Raw genomic sequence first — 19,195 nt, 5'->3', positions numbered from 1 at the left:
CTTATTAATAATCAGACGAAAAAACAGGCTATAGTTTTATATTAATTTTAATATTTAAAAACTCGATAGGGAATGAAGTTTGATCATTAAACAATGATCATTATTACACTTAAGATTAATAATTATAGAATATATGCTAAAACATACTCATCTAACTCCCCATTCAAAATGTCTTTATTCAAAAAAAATCGTACCCCCTTGCTTACAAAAAGAGATGAATTGTATAAAACAATTATTTCCAAACTCCCTATTCAAAACCGCATAGATTATTGTGAATCTTTAATTTGTAGAATTCAATTCGATTTATTGAAATCAAAATGCAGGATACAAAAGAGAAAATTTAAAAAACAACTAAAAGCCGCCAAAACCGAATTAAATAGCTTAAAAAAACTTTAGTTATAATTCTAAAAACACCTGCTGATTTTTTAATTTATTTCGAACTAAAAATAATCTCAGGAAAAAACATCACTAAACTGACGATAATTAACTGAATTACAATAAAAGGAATAATTCCTCGATATATCTGACTGGTTTTGACCGTTGCAGGTGCAACTCCTTTTAAATAAAACAATGCAAATCCAAATGGTGGAGTGAGAAATGATGTTTGTAAATTCAATGCCATTAAAATTCCTACCCAGAGCATATTCATATCAAAAGCATTAAAAACCGGAGTCACTACAGGAACTATTATAAATATGATCTCAATAAAATCAATAAAGAATCCTGCAATAAAAATTACTAACATTACTAACAGCAAAAACATCAAAGGAGTTAATTGAGAAGACATAATCAATTCCTGAAGATATTGATCCCCTCCTAATGTTCTAAATACTAATGTAAAAGTAGTTGCACCTAACAAAATAAAAAACACCATAGAGGTTAACTTTGTGGTTTCTTGAGCAACTTCTTTTAGAATTTTAAAAGAAAAATTCCTCTGAATAATTGTTAGAATAGTTGCTCCCAACGCCCCAATTGCAGAAGCTTCTGTTGGAGAAGCTACTCCTGTAAAAATAGAACCTAAAACGATAACTATTAATAAGACAGGTAACAAGAGCACCTTAAGTACCTTAGGGATGAAATTATCTTCTCTAAATGCTACAATTTCTTCAGCCGGAATACTAGGCGCATCCTCTTTATGAATATATGATTTTATTAATATGTATATTATATACAATCCAACTAAAATCAATCCTGGAAGTAAAGCTGCAGAAAACAGTGTTCCTACATCCACGGATGCAGCTCCTCTTGATGAGCTATTGATAGTATCTGCCAATAATACTAAAACAATAGAAGGCGGAATAATCTGACCTAAGGTTCCTGAAGATGCAATTACTCCTACTGCGAGTTCAGTTTTATACCCTCGTTTTAGCATTGTAGGTAAACTAATCAATCCCATAGTTACTACAGTTGCTCCTACAATACCAGTAGAAGCTGCCAATAACGCTCCAACAATTACTACAGAAATCGCTAAACCTCCACGTACACGTCCAAACATCATTGCCATAGTTTCTAATAAACTTTGCGCAAGACCTGATTTCTCAAGCATTATCCCCATAAAAATAAATAAAGGAACTGCCATCAAAACGTAGTTATTTACCACTCCCATAATCCGAGAAGGCAATAAATAGAAAGTGGACATGGTAAAATATTCTGGTGCGAAAATCGATACTCCAAAAGCAAAGGCTACAGAAATACCTCCTAATGTAAAAGCAACAGGATAACCTTTCAGTATTAAGATAAAGATAATTACAAATAAAATAATTGCTAAAAACTCCATTAATTATCTCTATTAAAAATGATCTGAATTGATTTTAGCATCTGAGAAATACCTTGTAAAAGCAAAAAGACAAAACCAACAGTAATGCAAAACTTAAGCACATATAAAGCGGGTAATCCTCCAGCTTGCGGAGATCCTTCATTAATCATAAAAGAAGACAAACCATAATACCAAGAAGATACAATCACCACATAACACCAAGGAATCAGTAAACAAGCACCTCCTAACAGGTCGATCCATGCTTTCCTTTTTTCTGACATCTTGGTATAAAAAACATCTACTCTCACATGCTTTCCATATTTAAATGTATATCCTGATCCTATCAGAAACAAAATCCCAAATAGATAAATCTCTGTCTCGATCATCCAAATGAATGTAAACTGAAACACATATCGAATGATGACATCTAATCCAATAACAATTGCCAAAAGAACTGCAACCCAACTTACAAGCGTTCCTATTTTTTCGCCAATCCAATCGAGAAAGTTTATAATTTTTTGCATCTAACGGTTTGTGAGATATATGTAAGGGATGAAGATACTAAAATTAGACACATCTGAAAATCGAAATACGAACCTATTAAATATCTTTCAGAAAACATAGCTCCTTACAAGAGCTATACAAGAAATCATGTTAACTTCTATTTAATTCTTTTTTAGTCGTGATTTAGTAATTGATAAAAGATTTTTTATGGTCAACGTTAATTAACTGCTTTACAAATAAAAGAGTCTCTTTCATTTTTCCATTCTTCACATATAGCTTAACATTAACTGCTCTTTCGTCTTTATAATAAAACTCTTTTGGCTCTGGAATAAATACTTCTGATTGTAAATAGCCAGCATGAGCTTTTATTTCAACCAAAGAAGAAAAAGGTATTCTCTTACCATCTTTAGGATTTAGATAATCTAAATTCGTTATATTTTGAAAATTTTTAGAACCACTATTCAAAGAATCTTCAACTTCTTTTAATCTTCTACTAAATTTTTCAAGCGGAATATCAAGTCTTTTCACAACAGATGTATCCATCTCCATTGAAAAGACCGAAATAGGAATTGGAGTTCCGTAAAATTTGATACTATCTAAGAGTTTAGATGCTTCTAAATCTTCTTTCAGTTTTGGACAAAAATGAGGTAAGGGCAATGCATATTCATCGTAAATAATAAGGTCTATAACATTTTGACTACCACAAGAGCTCGTTATCAACACTAAAAAAACAAAAAGAGTTTTAGTCATATCGGAAGATAAGATTTAAAAAGTATTTTTCATTCCTATCTTACAAATACCAATTCGTTTGGTTTAATAGTATGTTCTTCACTAAAACTATACCCTTCATAATTGAATCCTTTAAGATCTTCTATAGTTTCCGCTCCAGTATCAATAATATAACGCACCATCATGCCACGAGCTTTTTTAGCAAAGAAACTAATCATCTTTAATTTATCACCTTTCCAATCCTTAAATTGTGGAGTAATAATCGGAACTTTTAATACTTTTTTATCAATGACACTAAAGTATTCATTACTGGCAAGGTTTACAAATAATTCATCATCTTGGAGTTCTGCATTTAACTGCTCTGTTAGCTGTTTTTTCCAAAACTCATATAAATTATTCTTACGTCCCACTTTAAGCTTGGTCCCCATTTCTAATCGATAGGGCTGCATTAAATCCAATGGTTTTAAAATTCCATATAAACCCGAAAGTATCCTCAACTTATCTTGTAGCACCCCCAATTTATCTTCTGTAATTGTGTAGCTATCCAGTCCAATATAAACATCTCCTTTGAATGCATATACTGCTGGTCTAGCATTATCTGACGTGAATGGAAGCTGCCAATCTTGATTCCGCTGCCAATTTAATTGCGCGAGATTATCACTAATACTCATCAAATCAGAAAGTTTCTTAGGTGTCTTCTTCTGAAGAACGGTATTTAACTTTTTTGCCTCCTCTAGAAAAGATGGCTCTGTATATTTTTTTGTTGGTAAAGAGGTCTCAAAATCTAAAGACTTGGCTGGTGATATTACAATTTTCATTCAGGTAACTTTTGTTTTCTCAAAAATACGATAGTGTATTGATAAATAAAATCAACTAGCGTAATTCTTATCTATTCGAGTATTGAAATGCTCTATGTGATACAACATTATAAGTAGCGTCACAAAACTTGATTATATAAGAAAAGGCACAGATAAAGTCTAATAAGATATAATCAATCGTTTTATGTTTCTTCTCCCTCTGGGAGAAGGAACCCTTTTGTATTGTAAAACATTGAATAACAGTGTTTTTTTTTACATCTAACTAAGATTACAGTATCCTATTTTATATATCCTTCTGATCTAAACCAATCAATGGTTTTTTGAATCGATTCATCTACAGACACTATTGGTTCATAACCGAGATCTCTTTTAGCTTTTTCTCCATTAAGAAATTGTCCTGCAGACATCACTGCAATGGCAGTATCATTAAGTAAAGGAAGTTCTCCTCCGAACATTTTATATTTTGTCATTTTAATCTTAGACACCATTTTTGCAAGGCGAATTGAAACTTTTTTGGGCATTTGTGGAAGTTTAGCAACTTGAACTATCTTCTTAACTAAATCTTCCATGGATATATTCTCGCCAGTAATTAAATACCGTTCTCCTATTCTTCCATTCAAGCAGGCTAATAACAATCCTCTTGCAGCATCACCGGCATACACTACATTTCTATTTCCATCAACATACCCTGGTAATGTCTGGTTTACGATATTAGTTATCAGTCGTCCAGTTGAAGGACCGTAATCAAACTCTCCAAAAGTCATTGCGGGAATTCCGATTACGATGGGTGTTCCAGATTTTGCTGCTTCTCTGGCTATTTTATCCATTACCCATTTAACTTGCACATAGGCTGATTTATTTTCTGGACTATTCTTATATATTATTTCCTCACTACCAATTCCACTTTTCGATTTAGGAATGGCAATTGCTCCTCCTAAATACAATCCTTTTTTCACACTGCTTTCGTTAATCGCTGTAACGAAATTATTCATTTGATGTTCTGCAATTTTAATTTCTTCTTTTAGTGGTTTCGGATTGGTAGGGTAATATGCTCCACAATTTAAAACATAGTCTAATCCAGCGCAGGCTTTTGTTAAACTATCACTATCATTTAAATCTGTGATACTGCTTTCAAATTTTAAATCCTTTATAGTAGAAAGGTTTGAGGTTTTTCTTTGTAATACAACTAGTTCATTTTCCGGATTATCCAGAACAGCTTTCGCAACATGATGACCAATCATACCTGTAGCTCCTATCACTCCTATCTTATTCATCTATATAAATGTTTATGCGAAAAAAAACATTCTCTTAATTTATTGTTATAATAAAACTAAGGTTTTTTCAACAATTGCTCATTATCAGTAAAAACAAAAAAAGCCTATCCAAACGGACAGGCTTATGTTTTAAAAAAGTCAATATGTATATTATAATACTTTCACGTTTACCGCGTTCATTCCTTTTTTACCTTCTTTAAGTTCAAACTCTACTTCGTCACCTTCACGAACTTCGTCGATTAAGCCTGAAATGTGTACAAAATGATCTTTGTTTGATCCTTCTTCTGTGATGAATCCAAATCCTTTGGAGTCATTAAAAAATTTTACTGTTCCTTTGTTCATTGTAAATAATTAAAGCGCGAAGATAATATTATTTCCTGAGCTATCCCTATTTATTTAAAAATAAAGTTTTTAGTAACATTATATTTAATACTGAATACTTTGTGAAACTTACACAAACTTTACTAATTATTTATTCCTTTTTCACTCTATGCTCCACATCTTTCAACATTAAGTCAAGTGTTTTTCTATCCATCCATTTTCCTTTAAGCATTACCCCCTGAATAGTCTTCGTGTTTTGTATGTTTTCTAATGGATTTTTATTTAATAACACCAAATCTGCTAATTTACCTTCAGCAATAGTACCACTTAATACCCTATTTAGATATTTAGCTGGATTTACCGTTACAGTTCTTAAAGTTTCATATGGTGATATTCCTGCATTACATATTAACTCCAATTCTCTATGTAACGAAAAACCTGGTAAAAACAATCCATAAGTATCACTTCCTGCTAATAGCGGTACATTTTCATTACTTAATATCTTAGTAAACATTTGTTGCCATTCTAACTCATTTCGTAACCTAATCAGAGATTCTGGAGCAGTAAACCAAGAATTTGTTCTATAATGAGTACTATCGGACATACAGTAAGCGGCATACTTCTCTGGAAGGTATTTAATTTCATCGTTTCTTTTCAAAACCTCAAACTTCTCATCATCAGCATATCGACTAATCATCTCAAAAATACCTAGAGTAGGTGAAACGTAAATACCACTTTTCTTTATTTTGATCGCGGCTTGCTTAAGATAAACGGTATCTTCTTTTTGTTCGGAACTAAAAATATTCATAAACTCTTCTACATGAGCTATTGACTTCATTTTTAACGAATATTCTAATGGTAACTTTCTTTGCCCATGTCCAATAACAGGAATATTATGTTTTGTTGTCTCTTCTATAAGTTTCAGATATATTTCTTTTGGCAGATTATCAGCTATTTTCAGAAAATCATACCCTCGATCATGATGCATCTTAACAACATTTAGAACATCATCAATTGTTTGTAGATCTTCTGCTTTAAGATAAGGTCCCGAAGTCACATAATACGGAGCCAGTATTTTGTTACTATTGGCTTGCTGTCTAATTTTTATTTGATCTTGCCCTTCATATTCTGCCATATTTCTAGCTGTTGTGACACCATTGGCAATAAGTAACTTAAATTCATTTTCTACATCATTTTCTAAATGGTAATGCATTTCTGATAAGCCAGGAATTAAATACTTATCCTTAGCATTGATTATGTTATCAATAGCTTTGGTTCTTTTTACTGAAACTGGTTCTATTTTGGATATTTTCCCATCTATAACAATCACTCGTTGATTATATAATATTACATCGCTATCCATTGGAATAACATTTACATTTTCAAAGGCAACGCTTTTATGTTGACTACATAATGAAGTTAAACTGACTATTGCTAAAATGCAGAAAGAAATAAAGGGTTTACTAAATTTAAACATCTGGTATAATTTTATTGTTAACAGTGTCAAACCTAGTAAAAGCAATTATCTGTAATGTTCGGGATTGTAAGACTCTGACAAATCCGAACCTATTTTTGTTCCTTCTTAAATGTATTTGGGGACATACCAGTTTCTTTTTTGAAAGCAGTATAAAAAGTTGTTTTGGATTTAAACCCAGCTTCCATACCAATTGCTAATAAACTATACTTATCGAACTCTGGGTCAAGAATCATCTGTTTTATATCATTTACTCTATAATGATTAATAAACTCAGAAAAATTCATGTCACAATTAGTATTTATCTGCTGAGAGAGATAACCACTGCTTATCCCTAGTCGCTTAGCCACTAAATCTCTACTTAGATCTGGATTATGATGAATGCGCTCTTGTTCTACAAGTATTATTAACTGATCTATATACGGATTGGTTTCTTTATTTATTGCAGACTTTATGTCTTTCTTAGAACGATTAAGAAGTTGTCTTACTTCATATTGCTCATTAGACAATTTAAATTGATATAATCCTTTATAGATTAACCAGTACATAAAAATTGAAACTGCAATCCATAAAAATGTCAAAGGCATCTTAGATCCATATAAAAAACGATATCCTTCTAAAATGATTCCATAAAGTTCTAAAAAAGAAATAAATATCCAGATCCATTTAATCCACTTAATAGCAACCTCTGTTTTGGTATAAAAAATATATCTAGCAGAAAAAAGCATTAAACTAAACGGAAAAACAATCGAAAAGATACTGACGACCTTATAGAAATAAAACACGGCTTCTTGCTTATACACGAAGACCATCTCATAAACACCAAATATTGTATCCAATGAGATTAGGATATTGATAATACTTAGTACAACAAATGGAATATAAAGGAGTTTACTTTTCTTTGTTTCTGTAAAAGAATGTTTTACTTTTTTTAGAAAAAATACCAATAGCGTTACTGGATATAAAAACTGCCATAAAAAAAGATCCGAAATAGAAATAATTATAGGGTTTCTTCCTAAATCCCAAAACCAGTTATTTATTCCAATAATGGATAATACTAGAAGTGTATATCCCAGATAAGAATTATCCTTATTTTTAAAAAACCTGGAAAACAGAATGATACCTCCTAAAATGAATCCGTGAACAATTCCTATTAAGGTAAAAATTTCTATAAAGGATATTTCCATTTCTTTATTTGAACTCTAACATACTAAGCATCCAGTTGATTCTTAGCATACTTTCTCCAACGCTCTACGCACTGTTTCATATCATCAGGTATCCAAGTTTCAAAATGCATTTTCTCACCAGTTACGGGATGTACAAATCCTAAAGTCCTAGCGTGTAATGCCTGTCTTGGCAAAACCTTAAAACAATTCTCTACAAACTGCTTATATTTAGTAAAAGTGGTCCCTTTAAGAATCTTTTCTCCTCCATATCGCTCATCATTAAATAACGTATGACCTATATGCTTCATATGTACACGAATCTGATGTGTTCTTCCTGTTTCTAATTTACAAGAAACTAAAGTTACATACCCTAAGCGCTCTATGACTTTATAATGTGTAACTGCGGGCTTACCTTTATCAGCCTCATCTCCTTCAAAAACAGTATTCTGTAATCTATTCTTAGGATGACGTCCTATATTACCTTCAATAGTACCTTCATCTTCGTTCATATTACCCCAGGCAATCGCCACATATTCTCGTTCTGAGGTTTTATCAAAAAACTGCTTTGCTAAGTGAGTCATAGCTTCTTCAGTCTTGGCTATTACCAATAATCCACTTGTATCCTTATCGATACGATGTACTAACCCTGGACGATCACTACTATTGTTCGGTAGGTTATCAAAATGATAGATTAAGGCATTAATCAAAGTACCTGAATAATTTCCGTGACCTGGATGTACTACCATTCCTGCAGGTTTATTAACTACCAACAGCACATCATCTTCATATACAATATCTAATGGAATATCCTCTGGAGTTAATAAATTCTCATACGGAGGATGCGAAAACAAAACGCGAACAACATCATTTGGTTTTACCTTATGATTTGACTTTACGGCCACATCGTTAACAAAAACACTTCCATCTTTAGCAGCTTGTTGTATTTTATTTCGTGTAGCGTTTTCAACAAAATTCATTAAAAACTTATCTACACGAAGAGGAACTTGTCCTGCTCCAGCCACGAACCGATGATGTTCATATAAATCATCTTCATTAGGGCCTAAATGTTCAATATCAGGATGCTCTTCCAAAAGTATTTTGTTTATGATATTAATTTATTGGGAAAGTCTTAGGTTCCCGCTCTCATCACCAACTACAAGATCTATCGTCGATGTTTTCATTATTTTATCTCCAGGCTTTAGTCTTTTACCCTTATATCTAAGCTCAAGCACTTGATCCGATGGATCCGGTTTATAGGTAATCGAACCTATCTTAAACCCTAAAGCAACAAGCCTGGGCTCTACCTGTCTTCTCGTCTTACGAATCACATCGGGAACCTCAATCTTGCGATAACCTGATGGATTTAGTGTAACATAGATCTTTCTATTCTCTTTTACCATATTACCAGCCGCAGGATTTTGTTCTATAACAGAGTATCTAGGAAAATCAGGATTAAAATTGGCAGAATCCTGAACCTCATATCTCAAATCCTTTGACTCTAAAACCGTTTTTACTTCATCTAATGTCTTCTTACTCAAGCTCGGTACTACAATACGCTGATCATGGTTCGTAGAACTATCCAACCACTTTAATGCTACATAGCATAAAATTGCAGTCATTGCTATAGCAATTACAAGTTGAATAAGAAATGTTTTACTCCAAATAAATCTCAAAAGGCCTTTTATAAAATCCATGTATCGGTTGATAGTTTCGGCAAAGATATAAAAACGGAAACTTTTTAGCTTTTGTTGTGAGATAAATGATATTTTTGTTTGTAAACAGTACTCAATGAAGAAGAATATTGCCATCCTTATGGGAGGTTACTCTAGTGAATTTGATATTTCTATCCAAAGTGGAAACGTAGTATATAAGCATCTGGATAAAAATTTATACCAGCCTTATCGTATTCATATTACTAAAGATTCCTGGTTTTATGTTGATGACAATGGCCAAAAAACCAACATAGATAAAAATGATTTTTCATTATATCTCGATGGTTCTAAAATTACTTTTGATGCCGCCTTTAATATTGTTCATGGCACTCCTGGAGAAGATGGTCTATTACAAGCTTATTTTAAATTAATTGGAATACCACAAACAGCTTGTGATTTTTATCAAGCTGCTCTTACTTTTAATAAAAGAGATTGTATTAGCGCCTTAAAACCTTATGGCATTCCAACTGCCAAAAATTATTTCTTAAATAAAGGGGATGTAATACACACCGAATCTATAATCAATACTGTAGGTTTGCCTTGTTTTGTAAAAGCTAACAAAGCTGGTAGTAGTTATGGAGTTTCTAAGGTTAAAACTACAGACGAACTGCTTCCTGCTATAGATTTAGCTTACAAAGAAGATGATGAGATTATTATAGAATCTTTTTTAAGTGGTACAGAAGTTTCTGTGGGCGTGATTACTTATAAAGGTGAAGATACAGTATTACCTATTACTGAAATTGTTTCTGAAAATGAATTCTTTGATTACGAAGCAAAATATTTGGGAAAATCACAAGAGATAACACCTGCCAGACTTAGTGAGGCAGATGAGAAAAAGGTTAAAAATCTAGCTTTAAAAATATATCAAATACTTAAAATGAAAGGTTTCTCTAGAAGTGAATATATTTTTCATAACGGAGAACCTCATTTTGTAGAAATGAATACCAACCCAGGATTTAGTGAAGCGAGTATTTTACCTCAACAAGCAATTGCTGCGGGTATTAGTCTGCCTGAATTATTAACCAATACTATTGAAGAAGCAATAAAAGCAGATAAATAATTAACATCCGAAATTAGATATAAAACTAATTTTTTACTTCGTAACTTTACCTATCTTTATACAAACAATCACAAATCACTTATGAGAAGAGCTGTTTTTCCAGGTTCATTTGATCCTATTACTCTTGGACACTATGACATTATCGAAAGAGGATTGACTCTTTTTGATGAAGTTATATTAGCTATCGGTGTAAATGCCGAAAAGAAATATATGTTCTCTTTGGAAGAACGAAAGCATTTTCTTGAAGAAGCTTTTAAAGGTGAATCGAAGATTAAGGTAATGACTTATAAAGGACTTACAGTAGATTTCTGTAAACAACAGGATGCTAATTTCATTCTACGAGGACTTAGAAATCCTGCAGATTTTGAATTTGAAAAAGCTATTGCTCATACAAACAGAAAACTAACAGAAATAGAAACAGTTTTTCTACTTACCTCATCTGGAAAAAGTTATATTTCGTCATCTATTGTTCGTGATGTAATTAGAAATAATGGTGATTACACAGGATTAGTTCCAGATACAGTGAGAGTAAAAAAAATATAGAATTCGTTCAACCCCAAAAACCTATAATACGTATGCAACCTACACGCAAGATTTCTAAATTAATACTGATCTTTTTTGTTATTACAGTATTTCACTCTTGTAGCAGTGATAATGAATCTGATGACAATACTATTGACCCCATTACTTGTCAAAATCCTGATAGCGCTATTTATGAAGAAAAAGATGGGTTGATCGCAGTGGAGTTTGAAAGTATTAAAGATCATAATGATTGGATGAAAGAAAACACAATTCCAGGGTTCTTTGGAACAGATTATCTGGTCTGGACTGGAAATCAATTTACAAATACTCCTGGCAATGGTCTTCTTATCTACAAATTAAAAATTACTAATCCAGGTACTTATAGATTTATTTGGAGATCCAGAATAACCAATGGGACTTCGGGATCAGAACATAATGACTCATGGTTGCGATTTGCTGATGCTTCTGGTTTTTATGGCAAAAGAGGAGAAAGCATAGTGTATCCGGCAGATACAGATCAATCCCCTACTCCAAATGGTTCCAGTAAAGATGGTTGGTTTAAAATTTATAAAAGCGGTGCTGCTGATCAATGGAAGTGGCAATCGTCTACAAGTGATAATGATGCACATGATATTTTTGTAGAATTTGATACATCAGGAATCTATACTATGGAGGTTTCAGCTAGATCTAATTTTCATGCGCTTGATAGGTTTGTTCTTTTCTCCGAAAATATAACCCAAAATGATGCTATAGCTGATACTGCTGTTTTAAGTGAAATAACATGTAATTAATAATGAAAAGAAGTCTTGGAGCAATCACTATAGTCGTTAAAAATTATGATGAAGCTATTCACTATTATTTAGCTAAACTTGACTTTAAACTTATAGAAGACACCAAACTAAGTGATAAAAAACGCTGGGTTATCATCGCTCCTAACAATAGTTCTGAAACCTCAATTCTACTAGCAGAAGCTGCTACTACCGAACAGAAAAAAGCGATTGGAAATCAAACCGGTGGTAGAGTTTTCCTATTCCTACATACAGATGATTTTTGGAGAGATTATAAAAACATGAAATCCAAAGGAGTATCTTTTCTTGAAGAACCTAGAGATGAAGTTTATGGAACTGTTGTGGTTTTTGAAGATCTTTATGGTAATAAATGGGATCTTATAGAACATAAAAAATAAAATCCCTGTTAAACCTTCGACCTAAATCACAGTCCTATATAAAAACCTGTGATTATGAGTGCTTCTTTATCGGATAAACAAATACAACATCTTTACTGGAGAACTGGTTTCGGAATTTCTTCGTTAGAATTAAAATATATTAGAGAATTTTCTAAACAACAGATTATTGATCATTTGTTTTCAAAAAGTAAACAAGAGACTCCATTAACACTCGATTTTGGTGATTTACTGAAAAACCAAAGAGGCCTTTCTCGCGAAGAACGCAAAGAATTTCGAAAGCTTCGGAATCAAAAGATGTTAGAACTTAATGTACTTTGGATAAAACAGCTAACTGAAACGAAACAGGTTTTAAGAGAAAAAATGACATTGTTTTTTCACGATCATTTTGCTGTTCGATTAAAAACTCCCAGAGCCAGTCTTCACCTCAATAATGTTATCAGGAAACATGCATTAGGAAACTTTGGAGATATGCTCATGGAAGTTTCAAAATCTCCAGCGATGTTATTGTTTCTTAACAATAGACAAAATCGAAAGAACAGTCCGAACGAAAACTTCGCTCGTGAGGTTATGGAGCTTTTCACACTTGGTATCGATAATGGTTATACAGAAAAAGACATCAAAGAAGCAGCAAGAGCGTTTACAGGTTGGAACTTTAATAAAAATGGTTCTTTCGTTTTTAGAAAAAACCAACATGATTATGAATCTAAAACATTTTTAGGAAAAACCGGAAATTTTACTGGAGAAGATATCATTAAAATCCTTCTGGATCAAAAACAAACTGCCAGATACATTACAGAAAAGATCTATCAATATTTTGTAAACGAAAAAATAAATCCAAATCATATTGAAGAATTAGCTGCTACTTTTTATGAATCTAATTATAGTCTGGATATTTTAATGCGAAAGATATTCATGAGCAATTGGTTTTATGAATCTCAAAACATAGGAATCAAAATCAAATCACCTATAGAATTGATCGTAGGGATAAGTAAACCATTTCATGTAGTATATAAAGATCCAAAAGTTCTCATTTACTTACAACGCAAGCTAAATCAAACATTATTCCGCCCTCCTAACGTTGCTGGTTGGCCTGGTGGAAAATCCTGGATAGACAACTCTACACTGATGCTTCGCTTAAAACTAGCTTCTGTTACTCTAAATAGCGGAGTAATCGAATGGCATGATCAGAACGATATGGAAGAAACCTCCATAATGCGTCAGAAACTCTATAAAAAAATGAAAACTCGAGTTGAGAAAAAAGTAAAAGCTACACCAAATTGGAAAAGTTTCCTTACTTCTCTTCAACAAAGAGATAAAGAAGAATTGGTAAACTTTATAATTCAGCCAAAACTATCCAATGGAGCAAGCACTATTATAACAAAGCTTGATCCATCAAACACTAAAAACTTCATTATTGAATTAATGAGTTTACCCGAATATCAACTTTGTTAAAACTATAAGATTATGGACAGAAGAGATTTTTTAAAACAATCCGTTTTTGCATCAGGAATGGCATTAGTTCCTTCATTTCTAAAAGGGATGGAATTTCTAACGCCTGATCAATTATCGGGATATAAAAATATAATTATTATACAACTTTCTGGTGGAAACGATGGTTTAAACAGTATTATTCCAATTAGTAATGACATATATCACAGTTTAAGACCAACAATTTCTAAAAAAGCAACACAAACCTTAAAAATAACAAACGACCTCGCTTTTAATGATAACTTAAGAGCAATAAAAGAATTATATGATCAAGGAGAAGTATCTATTATTAACAATGTAGGATATCCCAACCCAAACAGATCACATTTCAGAAGTACGGATATCTGGCAAACGGCTAGTGATACTAACCAGTATTTATCTACAGGTTGGGTAGGCAGATATCTCGACGCCAATTGCCAGCATCCGTATCAAGCAATAGAAGTAGATAATTCACTATCTCTTACTATGAAGGGAAATCAAATGAATGGCATGGCTGTTTCTGATCCTAATCAGTTATACCGTACTACGAGAGAACCTTTTTTTAATAAGCTTGTAGATAGTACTCATAAAGACATGTTAGACGAAGATAATCAGGGTTATCTATATAAGACAATGCTAGAAACATATTCATCTGCATCATATATCTATGAAACTTCTAAAACATATAAAACCAATACCGAATATCCTCAGTCATTATTCGCCAAAAACTTAAAAACCATTGCAGATTTTATCGTTTCCGGATTAAAAACTAGAGTTTTCTATAGCTCCCTAGGTGGTTTTGACAGTCATGTTAACCAATTAAATAGTCAAGATAGATTATTAGGAATATATTCTGAAGCAGTTGGCGCTCTTGTAAAAGATTTAAAAAAGAACAATAGGTTTAAAGACACTCTAATATTAACTTTTTCTGAGTTTGGTCGTAGAGTACAACAAAATGGAAGTCGTGGGACAGATCACGGTGCAGCAAATAATGTACTTGCTATTGGTGGTTCTCTAAAAAAGGCAGGTGTTTATAATGAATTACCAAACCTATCCAATCTGGATACCAACGGAGATATTAGATACAGTGTAGACTTTAGAAGTATATATGCAACCATACTAGGAAATTGGCTGGAAGTAGATGATAAAAACATTTTAAATAAAGATTTTAGTCAACTAACATTTATATAATGACATACTCCAAATAGTCTGAAGAAACAAAAACCTTACTACCAGATGTAGTAAACCGATTACAAGATATGCATTACCTATTATTATATACAATACCGGTTTCTTTAAAAATAAATCAATTTCTGACATAAATCGTTAAGCTTAAAGGATTATAAGTCAACAAAAAGCACAAAAACGGACAAAAAACAATACTGAAAAATACGGTTAAACCGTAAAATCTGTGTTGTTTATCGATATAAAAGATCGCTTTATCTAAAACATCTTAAATCATTTTTTTTCATAACTGTTTGATTGTAAATTTGCTACAGATCAAGTAATAACTTCATTAAGCCCCAAAAATTATGAAAACTATTATTCTTACGATTATAATCTTATTTTCTTTCTCTAATGTAAATGCTCAAGAAGCAACTTCTATAGAACCTACTAAAGAGGAATCTAATAATGTTAAGAATACTAAGATTGATTTTTATGAAACATTGATCGCTGTTAATAATTTTGACATCAAAATCAAAAAAACTAAAACAGCTACTACCGCAACCAAAACTGACTTTTATAAAGAATTGATGATCAAGAATGGATTTACTGTAGACAGTAAAGAAAGTACAAGATTAGCAAACAATGATAAAAAAGAAAAAGACAGTATAATTACTGATACCACACAAATTACTGGATTATTGCCATAATTTTTTAACATAAATATTTCAAACACCGCTCTTTTCTTGCTTGGAATTGCGGTGTTTTTTTTATGCCCAAATTTAAAAAAATCAAAAGCATCAATACTTAATAGAATATTTTTGATAATTTTAGAAATCAATATATTCTAATAGTATGCAAATCCATGAAACCGCCTTCGTAGTATCTACATATAGATCACAACATGAAAATGTGAGTAAAGACATATATGCTAAACTTTGGAACAACGCTGCTACCGATAGTTTGATTCCTGAAATTCTTGAAAGCGTTTCTGCATATGAAGCAATTCTACACAGCCTTAGGAATAGATTTTTTTACGAAAGCATGAAATATTTTTTTGAAAATAATAAAGGTGGAACTCTCATAAATTTTGGATCTGGTTTTAGCATGTATCAATTCTTAATGAATGATAACGTTTCGACTATTGAGATTGATAAAAAAGATATTATTGACTACAAAAAGAAAAAAATAGATCAATGGATTCAAGAAGAAAAGTTACCTAATCGTGACATACTATACGTATCAATAGATTTTAACACGCTTTCGGAAGAAGAAATCATACAATCTCTAAAACCGCTTATAAAAAAAGAGCCTGTTTTTATACTATTAGAAGGAGTACTATTCTTTTTAGACCAACAAACAACAAAAAAATTATTCAAGGTTTTCCAAAATTTACAACAACCAGGTGATATCGTAGGAAGTGTATCCTATCTTCCAGAAATAGAAACCACCGAAGTTTACAAGAGACTACTTCATTATTTTGATAGTCACAACGACACTAACGACTCTTTTTCACATCAAACCATATCCAATTCATATTATGAAAACATCGATGGATATATCTTAAAAGAACACGTTGATGAATATAGTTTAGCAAAAACTTATGCTTCAGAATTTGGTATCAAAGACAAGAACCAAATTTTGAATGAACATATGTATCTCTTAGAAAAAGATTAATTTTGACTTATCAATGCTCCGCAAATCCCTAATCCAACTACAAGATAGACTCCTGCAAGAATGAAAAAGACTTTTCCCGCTATGCGGTTTTTAGTTCTAAAGAGAATTAATCCTATAAGTGCTAAAAATATCGGAGGACCTAGTAATATTAATAATATCAAATAAATCAACCCATCAAGATTCCCCACTTCTAATAAAATTGAATTTGTTATCATATTGTTTCTTTTCTTAATTGTTCAAGATATTCTCTTTTATCATCTCTATAAAAAAGATTCATCGTCTCAAAAGGGATAATTTTATAATCCTTATTCACTATATGGACACACGATTTTTTAATAGCTCTTACATCAAAATTATACGCATCAATAAATTGCATGATAATAACCCTAAATAGATTGTCATATCCTAAATCCGGTGCATCAATCTCTGGCAAACAACACATAATAGATTTAAGATTCTCTGAAGCTACATCTACAGAATTACCTGTACTAAACAATTCCAGCATTTTACCATGCAATTCGGTATCCTGCTCATAAACAATAGTATTCTTACCATTATCTAACAAATCAGTAGGATTAATGTAGCGAGTTAAAGGAATGATCCCTTCCTCATTCTTCAATGCATATCCCATTACCAAAGCATCCGGATTACATGGAACTGGAATTAAATCATCAGATTCAAAAACAGGAAACTGTTCTAATATTTTTCTACGTACTTCTGTCAAAGTTATTCGACTCTCCTGATCATCAAAACCCTCTAATCTACCAGCAATTTGTGTAGGCTGTAATGTCACTCCTCTTACAGATTTCTGCTTAGTAGCAAAGGTGATGATTTCTCCTATTTCCGAATCATTTAATCCCTTTTCTAAGGTAACCACTAGCGTGGTAGAAAGATTAAATTGATTTAAGTTTTCAATTGCTTGCTTTCTAATCTTAGTAAGATCTTCACCTCTTAGCTTTTCCAAAACCTCAGCTTTTAAAGAATCAAACTGCAAATAAATTTCGAAATCAGGCATATAACTCGCTAATCGCTCAGTAAATCCAATATCTTTAGCAATTCTAACACCATTTGTATTCACCATCAGATGCCGAATAGGTAATTGTTTTGCATAATCAAGTATCTCAAAAAACTGAGGATGTATCGTTGGTTCACCACCACTAATCTGAACAACATCGGGTTCTTTCTCATTCTCGACAATGGTATCCAACATTTTCTTTATTTCATCTAATGTTCGGTGTCTGCCGTAATGAGGTGATGAAGATGCATAACAAGTAGGGCAGGTCAAATTACATCTATCTGTAACCTCGATAATAGATAAACAAGAATGCTGCTCATGATCAGGGCATAACCCACAATCATATGGACATCCGTAATCAGTTGTTGTATTAAATTTATAAGGAAACTCTGAAGGTTTGTTATAATTTCTGATATTCTTATAATATTCGATATCATCTGCTATCAACACTTTAGACCTGCCGTGTTCCGGACATCGTTTTAGCATAAAAACCTTATCATCTTCAAAAACAATTTTGGCATCAATTCTCTTAAGACAGGTAGGACATAAACTTAATGTAAAATCGTAATACGTATAATTTCTAGTTGGCATAAAAGAATTTTCGGATAGTTTTTTGGTAGTAAATCAAGCATAAGATACATAAATACTGAATACTACTAAGCCCTAAAATTAAAAAAGTATTTGGTTTTAAAAACTCTATCAAAAAACGAAATAGAAAATAAGAAATCATAAAACACTTAAAAAGCTTTCCAGATTCTGAATTGAATTTATTTTGAAGTCGTTTTAAAACAATCCATAACACTATTAGAAAAACTACTTCGAAAAGTGCAATTGGATATCTAAATAAACCATCGCCTAAATCCATTCCTAAAAAAGTAGATGTCTCTTTTCCGTAAGTAAACTCATTGATACCAGCCAGAAAGCATCCTATTCTTCCTACTATTATTCCTAATATAATAGGAAACGTGAATAAATCACCCGAGGATTTTTTTTCTCCGATAATTTTCTTGGCTATTTCTACTCCTAGCAAGCCTCCAAAAAGACCACCCATAATAGTTTTAGCGCTTAACAACTGAACTAAATACTCTAGATTAAATGATAAAAAAGAAGGGGTTTCTAAAAAACCAATGACTCTTGATCCTAAAAATGCTCCAAAAACTGCACCTATAATAATTGACAACCTATTAGAAGAAGATATTGGGTCTATTGCATTCTTTTTTAAAAACACATAGTAACGAAACCCTACAAAGAAAGCTACATATTCTAAAACCAAATGGATATTCACTTTAATACCAAAAACTACAGGTTCAAAAGGAATATCCATTTAATATTTTCTTCGATTCAGAAATC

At 32.0% G+C, this 19,195-nt stretch carries 21 protein-coding genes; 8 read left to right on the top strand and 13 right to left on the bottom strand.

Annotation, left to right across the window (positions count from 1 at the left end; translation table 11 throughout):
* Positions 1 to 430: 430 nt before the first annotated feature.
* From Q0829_RS13250 to Q0829_RS13205, 10 genes are all read right to left on the bottom strand, one after another.
* Positions 431 to 1,777 carry a TRAP transporter large permease subunit gene (locus Q0829_RS13250; protein ID WP_298543615.1) on the bottom strand — a complete coding sequence of 449 codons (1,347 nt, stop codon included), beginning with the start codon at positions 1,775 to 1,777 and terminating at the stop codon, positions 431 to 433.
* Positions 1,777 to 2,280, bottom strand: a complete 504-nt coding sequence (locus Q0829_RS13245; RefSeq protein WP_298543614.1) for a TRAP transporter small permease subunit — start codon at positions 2,278 to 2,280, stop codon at positions 1,777 to 1,779. The genes Q0829_RS13250 and Q0829_RS13245 overlap by 1 nt, the downstream gene beginning before the upstream one ends.
* A gap of 163 nt (positions 2,281 to 2,443) precedes the next feature.
* Positions 2,444 to 3,010: a hypothetical protein gene (locus Q0829_RS13240; protein WP_298543612.1), complete on the bottom strand. Its 567-nt coding sequence runs from the start codon at positions 3,008 to 3,010 to the stop codon at positions 2,444 to 2,446.
* A 35-nt stretch (positions 3,011 to 3,045) separates the two neighbouring features.
* On the bottom strand, positions 3,046 to 3,807 hold the full coding sequence (gene yaaA / locus Q0829_RS13235) for a peroxide stress protein YaaA (protein ID WP_298543609.1): 762 nt from the start codon (positions 3,805 to 3,807) through the stop codon (positions 3,046 to 3,048).
* Between the two features lie 278 nt (positions 3,808 to 4,085).
* Positions 4,086 to 5,081 (bottom strand): NAD-dependent epimerase/dehydratase family protein, encoded by a 996-nt coding sequence (locus Q0829_RS13230; protein WP_298543607.1) that lies wholly within the window; start codon positions 5,079 to 5,081, stop codon positions 4,086 to 4,088.
* A gap of 150 nt (positions 5,082 to 5,231) precedes the next feature.
* Complete coding sequence (locus Q0829_RS13225) at positions 5,232 to 5,423, bottom strand: cold-shock protein (RefSeq protein ID WP_027392365.1); 192 nt, start codon at positions 5,421 to 5,423, stop codon at positions 5,232 to 5,234.
* A 130-nt stretch (positions 5,424 to 5,553) separates the two neighbouring features.
* Positions 5,554 to 6,765 carry an amidohydrolase family protein gene (locus Q0829_RS13220; protein ID WP_298543604.1) on the bottom strand — a complete coding sequence of 404 codons (1,212 nt, stop codon included), beginning with the start codon at positions 6,763 to 6,765 and terminating at the stop codon, positions 5,554 to 5,556.
* Between the two features lie 203 nt (positions 6,766 to 6,968).
* A complete protein-coding gene (locus tag Q0829_RS13215) occupies positions 6,969 to 8,063 on the bottom strand; it encodes a helix-turn-helix domain-containing protein (protein WP_298543602.1) in 1,095 nt (364 codons plus the stop codon).
* A 23-nt stretch (positions 8,064 to 8,086) separates the two neighbouring features.
* A complete protein-coding gene (locus Q0829_RS13210) occupies positions 8,087 to 9,133 on the bottom strand; it encodes an RluA family pseudouridine synthase (protein ID WP_298543600.1) in 1,047 nt (348 codons plus the stop codon).
* Between the two features lie 24 nt (positions 9,134 to 9,157).
* Positions 9,158 to 9,736, bottom strand: a complete 579-nt coding sequence (locus tag Q0829_RS13205; RefSeq protein ID WP_298543597.1) for a PASTA domain-containing protein — start codon at positions 9,734 to 9,736, stop codon at positions 9,158 to 9,160.
* A gap of 94 nt (positions 9,737 to 9,830) precedes the next feature.
* Here Q0829_RS13205 and Q0829_RS13200 point away from each other — a divergent pair, with 94 nt between their 5' ends.
* From Q0829_RS13200 to Q0829_RS13165, 8 genes are all read left to right on the top strand, one after another.
* Positions 9,831 to 10,814, top strand: a complete 984-nt coding sequence (locus Q0829_RS13200) for a D-alanine--D-alanine ligase (RefSeq protein WP_298543594.1) — start codon at positions 9,831 to 9,833, stop codon at positions 10,812 to 10,814.
* Positions 10,815 to 10,895: 81 nt separating this feature from the next.
* On the top strand, positions 10,896 to 11,357 hold the full coding sequence (gene coaD, locus Q0829_RS13195; protein ID WP_298543592.1) for a pantetheine-phosphate adenylyltransferase: 462 nt from the start codon (positions 10,896 to 10,898) through the stop codon (positions 11,355 to 11,357).
* Positions 11,358 to 11,389: 32 nt separating this feature from the next.
* Positions 11,390 to 12,127 carry a hypothetical protein gene (locus Q0829_RS13190; protein WP_298543590.1) on the top strand — a complete coding sequence of 246 codons (738 nt, stop codon included), beginning with the start codon at positions 11,390 to 11,392 and terminating at the stop codon, positions 12,125 to 12,127.
* Between the two features lie 2 nt (positions 12,128 to 12,129).
* Positions 12,130 to 12,522 carry a VOC family protein gene (locus Q0829_RS13185; RefSeq protein WP_298543587.1) on the top strand — a complete coding sequence of 131 codons (393 nt, stop codon included), beginning with the start codon at positions 12,130 to 12,132 and terminating at the stop codon, positions 12,520 to 12,522.
* A 54-nt stretch (positions 12,523 to 12,576) separates the two neighbouring features.
* Positions 12,577 to 13,974, top strand: coding sequence for a DUF1800 domain-containing protein (locus tag Q0829_RS13180; RefSeq protein WP_298543585.1), 1,398 nt, complete (start codon positions 12,577 to 12,579; stop codon positions 13,972 to 13,974).
* A 12-nt stretch (positions 13,975 to 13,986) separates the two neighbouring features.
* Positions 13,987 to 15,180, top strand: a complete 1,194-nt coding sequence (locus tag Q0829_RS13175) for a DUF1501 domain-containing protein (RefSeq protein WP_298543583.1) — start codon at positions 13,987 to 13,989, stop codon at positions 15,178 to 15,180.
* A 341-nt stretch (positions 15,181 to 15,521) separates the two neighbouring features.
* Positions 15,522 to 15,863: a hypothetical protein gene (locus Q0829_RS13170; RefSeq protein WP_298543581.1), complete on the top strand. Its 342-nt coding sequence runs from the start codon at positions 15,522 to 15,524 to the stop codon at positions 15,861 to 15,863.
* Between the two features lie 202 nt (positions 15,864 to 16,065).
* Positions 16,066 to 16,830: a class I SAM-dependent methyltransferase gene (locus Q0829_RS13165; protein WP_298543578.1), complete on the top strand. Its 765-nt coding sequence runs from the start codon at positions 16,066 to 16,068 to the stop codon at positions 16,828 to 16,830.
* On the opposite strand, the gene Q0829_RS13160 is transcribed toward Q0829_RS13165, so the two are convergent.
* From Q0829_RS13160 to Q0829_RS13150, 3 genes are read right to left on the bottom strand one after another with little or no spacing between them, the layout of a single operon-like run.
* On the bottom strand, positions 16,827 to 17,045 hold the full coding sequence (locus tag Q0829_RS13160; RefSeq protein WP_298543576.1) for a hypothetical protein: 219 nt from the start codon (positions 17,043 to 17,045) through the stop codon (positions 16,827 to 16,829). The genes Q0829_RS13165 and Q0829_RS13160 overlap by 4 nt on opposite strands.
* The gene (locus tag Q0829_RS13155) at positions 17,042 to 18,436 is read right to left on the bottom strand and encodes a radical SAM protein (protein WP_298543574.1); all 1,395 of its coding nucleotides are present in this window, start codon (positions 18,434 to 18,436) and stop codon (positions 17,042 to 17,044) included. The genes Q0829_RS13160 and Q0829_RS13155 overlap by 4 nt, the downstream gene beginning before the upstream one ends.
* Positions 18,426 to 19,169, bottom strand: coding sequence for a prolipoprotein diacylglyceryl transferase family protein (locus tag Q0829_RS13150; RefSeq protein ID WP_298543572.1), 744 nt, complete (start codon positions 19,167 to 19,169; stop codon positions 18,426 to 18,428). Before Q0829_RS13150 ends, Q0829_RS13155 begins: the two co-directional genes overlap by 11 nt.
* Positions 19,170 to 19,195: the final 26 nt, after the last annotated feature.

It is taken from the genome of uncultured Aquimarina sp. (assembly GCF_947492405.1).
Lineage (GTDB): Bacteria > Bacteroidota > Bacteroidia > Flavobacteriales > Flavobacteriaceae > Aquimarina.
Note: the sequence above shows the minus strand (reverse complement) of the source record. Positions and strands in the feature narration are given on the sequence as shown.

What these genes read in the sequence shown, in the direction of transcription:
- Q0829_RS13250 (WP_298543615.1), bottom strand. Translation starts at nt 1,777, where the DNA reads ATGGAGTTTTTAGCAATTATTTTATTTGTAATTATCTTTATCTTAATA.
- Q0829_RS13245 (WP_298543614.1), bottom strand. Translation starts at nt 2,280, where the DNA reads ATGCAAAAAATTATAAACTTTCTCGATTGGATTGGCGAAAAAATAGGA.
- Q0829_RS13240 (WP_298543612.1), bottom strand. Translation starts at nt 3,010, where the DNA reads ATGACTAAAACTCTTTTTGTTTTTTTAGTGTTGATAACGAGCTCTTGT.
- yaaA (WP_298543609.1), bottom strand. Translation starts at nt 3,807, where the DNA reads ATGAAAATTGTAATATCACCAGCCAAGTCTTTAGATTTTGAGACCTCT.
- Q0829_RS13230 (WP_298543607.1), bottom strand. Translation starts at nt 5,081, where the DNA reads ATGAATAAGATAGGAGTGATAGGAGCTACAGGTATGATTGGTCATCAT.
- Q0829_RS13225 (WP_027392365.1), bottom strand. Translation starts at nt 5,423, where the DNA reads ATGAACAAAGGAACAGTAAAATTTTTTAATGACTCCAAAGGATTTGGA.
- Q0829_RS13220 (WP_298543604.1), bottom strand. Translation starts at nt 6,765, where the DNA reads ATGGATAGCGATGTAATATTATATAATCAACGAGTGATTGTTATAGAT.
- Q0829_RS13215 (WP_298543602.1), bottom strand. Translation starts at nt 8,063, where the DNA reads ATGGAAATATCCTTTATAGAAATTTTTACCTTAATAGGAATTGTTCAC.
- Q0829_RS13205 (WP_298543597.1), bottom strand. Translation starts at nt 9,736, where the DNA reads ATGGATTTTATAAAAGGCCTTTTGAGATTTATTTGGAGTAAAACATTT.
- Q0829_RS13200 (WP_298543594.1), top strand. Translation starts at nt 9,831, where the DNA reads ATGAAGAAGAATATTGCCATCCTTATGGGAGGTTACTCTAGTGAATTT.
- coaD (WP_298543592.1), top strand. Translation starts at nt 10,896, where the DNA reads ATGAGAAGAGCTGTTTTTCCAGGTTCATTTGATCCTATTACTCTTGGA.
- Q0829_RS13190 (WP_298543590.1), top strand. Translation starts at nt 11,390, where the DNA reads ATGCAACCTACACGCAAGATTTCTAAATTAATACTGATCTTTTTTGTT.
- Q0829_RS13185 (WP_298543587.1), top strand. Translation starts at nt 12,130, where the DNA reads ATGAAAAGAAGTCTTGGAGCAATCACTATAGTCGTTAAAAATTATGAT.
- Q0829_RS13180 (WP_298543585.1), top strand. Translation starts at nt 12,577, where the DNA reads ATGAGTGCTTCTTTATCGGATAAACAAATACAACATCTTTACTGGAGA.
- Q0829_RS13175 (WP_298543583.1), top strand. Translation starts at nt 13,987, where the DNA reads ATGGACAGAAGAGATTTTTTAAAACAATCCGTTTTTGCATCAGGAATG.
- Q0829_RS13170 (WP_298543581.1), top strand. Translation starts at nt 15,522, where the DNA reads ATGAAAACTATTATTCTTACGATTATAATCTTATTTTCTTTCTCTAAT.
- Q0829_RS13160 (WP_298543576.1), bottom strand. Translation starts at nt 17,045, where the DNA reads ATGATAACAAATTCAATTTTATTAGAAGTGGGGAATCTTGATGGGTTG.
- Q0829_RS13155 (WP_298543574.1), bottom strand. Translation starts at nt 18,436, where the DNA reads ATGCCAACTAGAAATTATACGTATTACGATTTTACATTAAGTTTATGT.
- Q0829_RS13150 (WP_298543572.1), bottom strand. Translation starts at nt 19,169, where the DNA reads ATGGATATTCCTTTTGAACCTGTAGTTTTTGGTATTAAAGTGAATATC.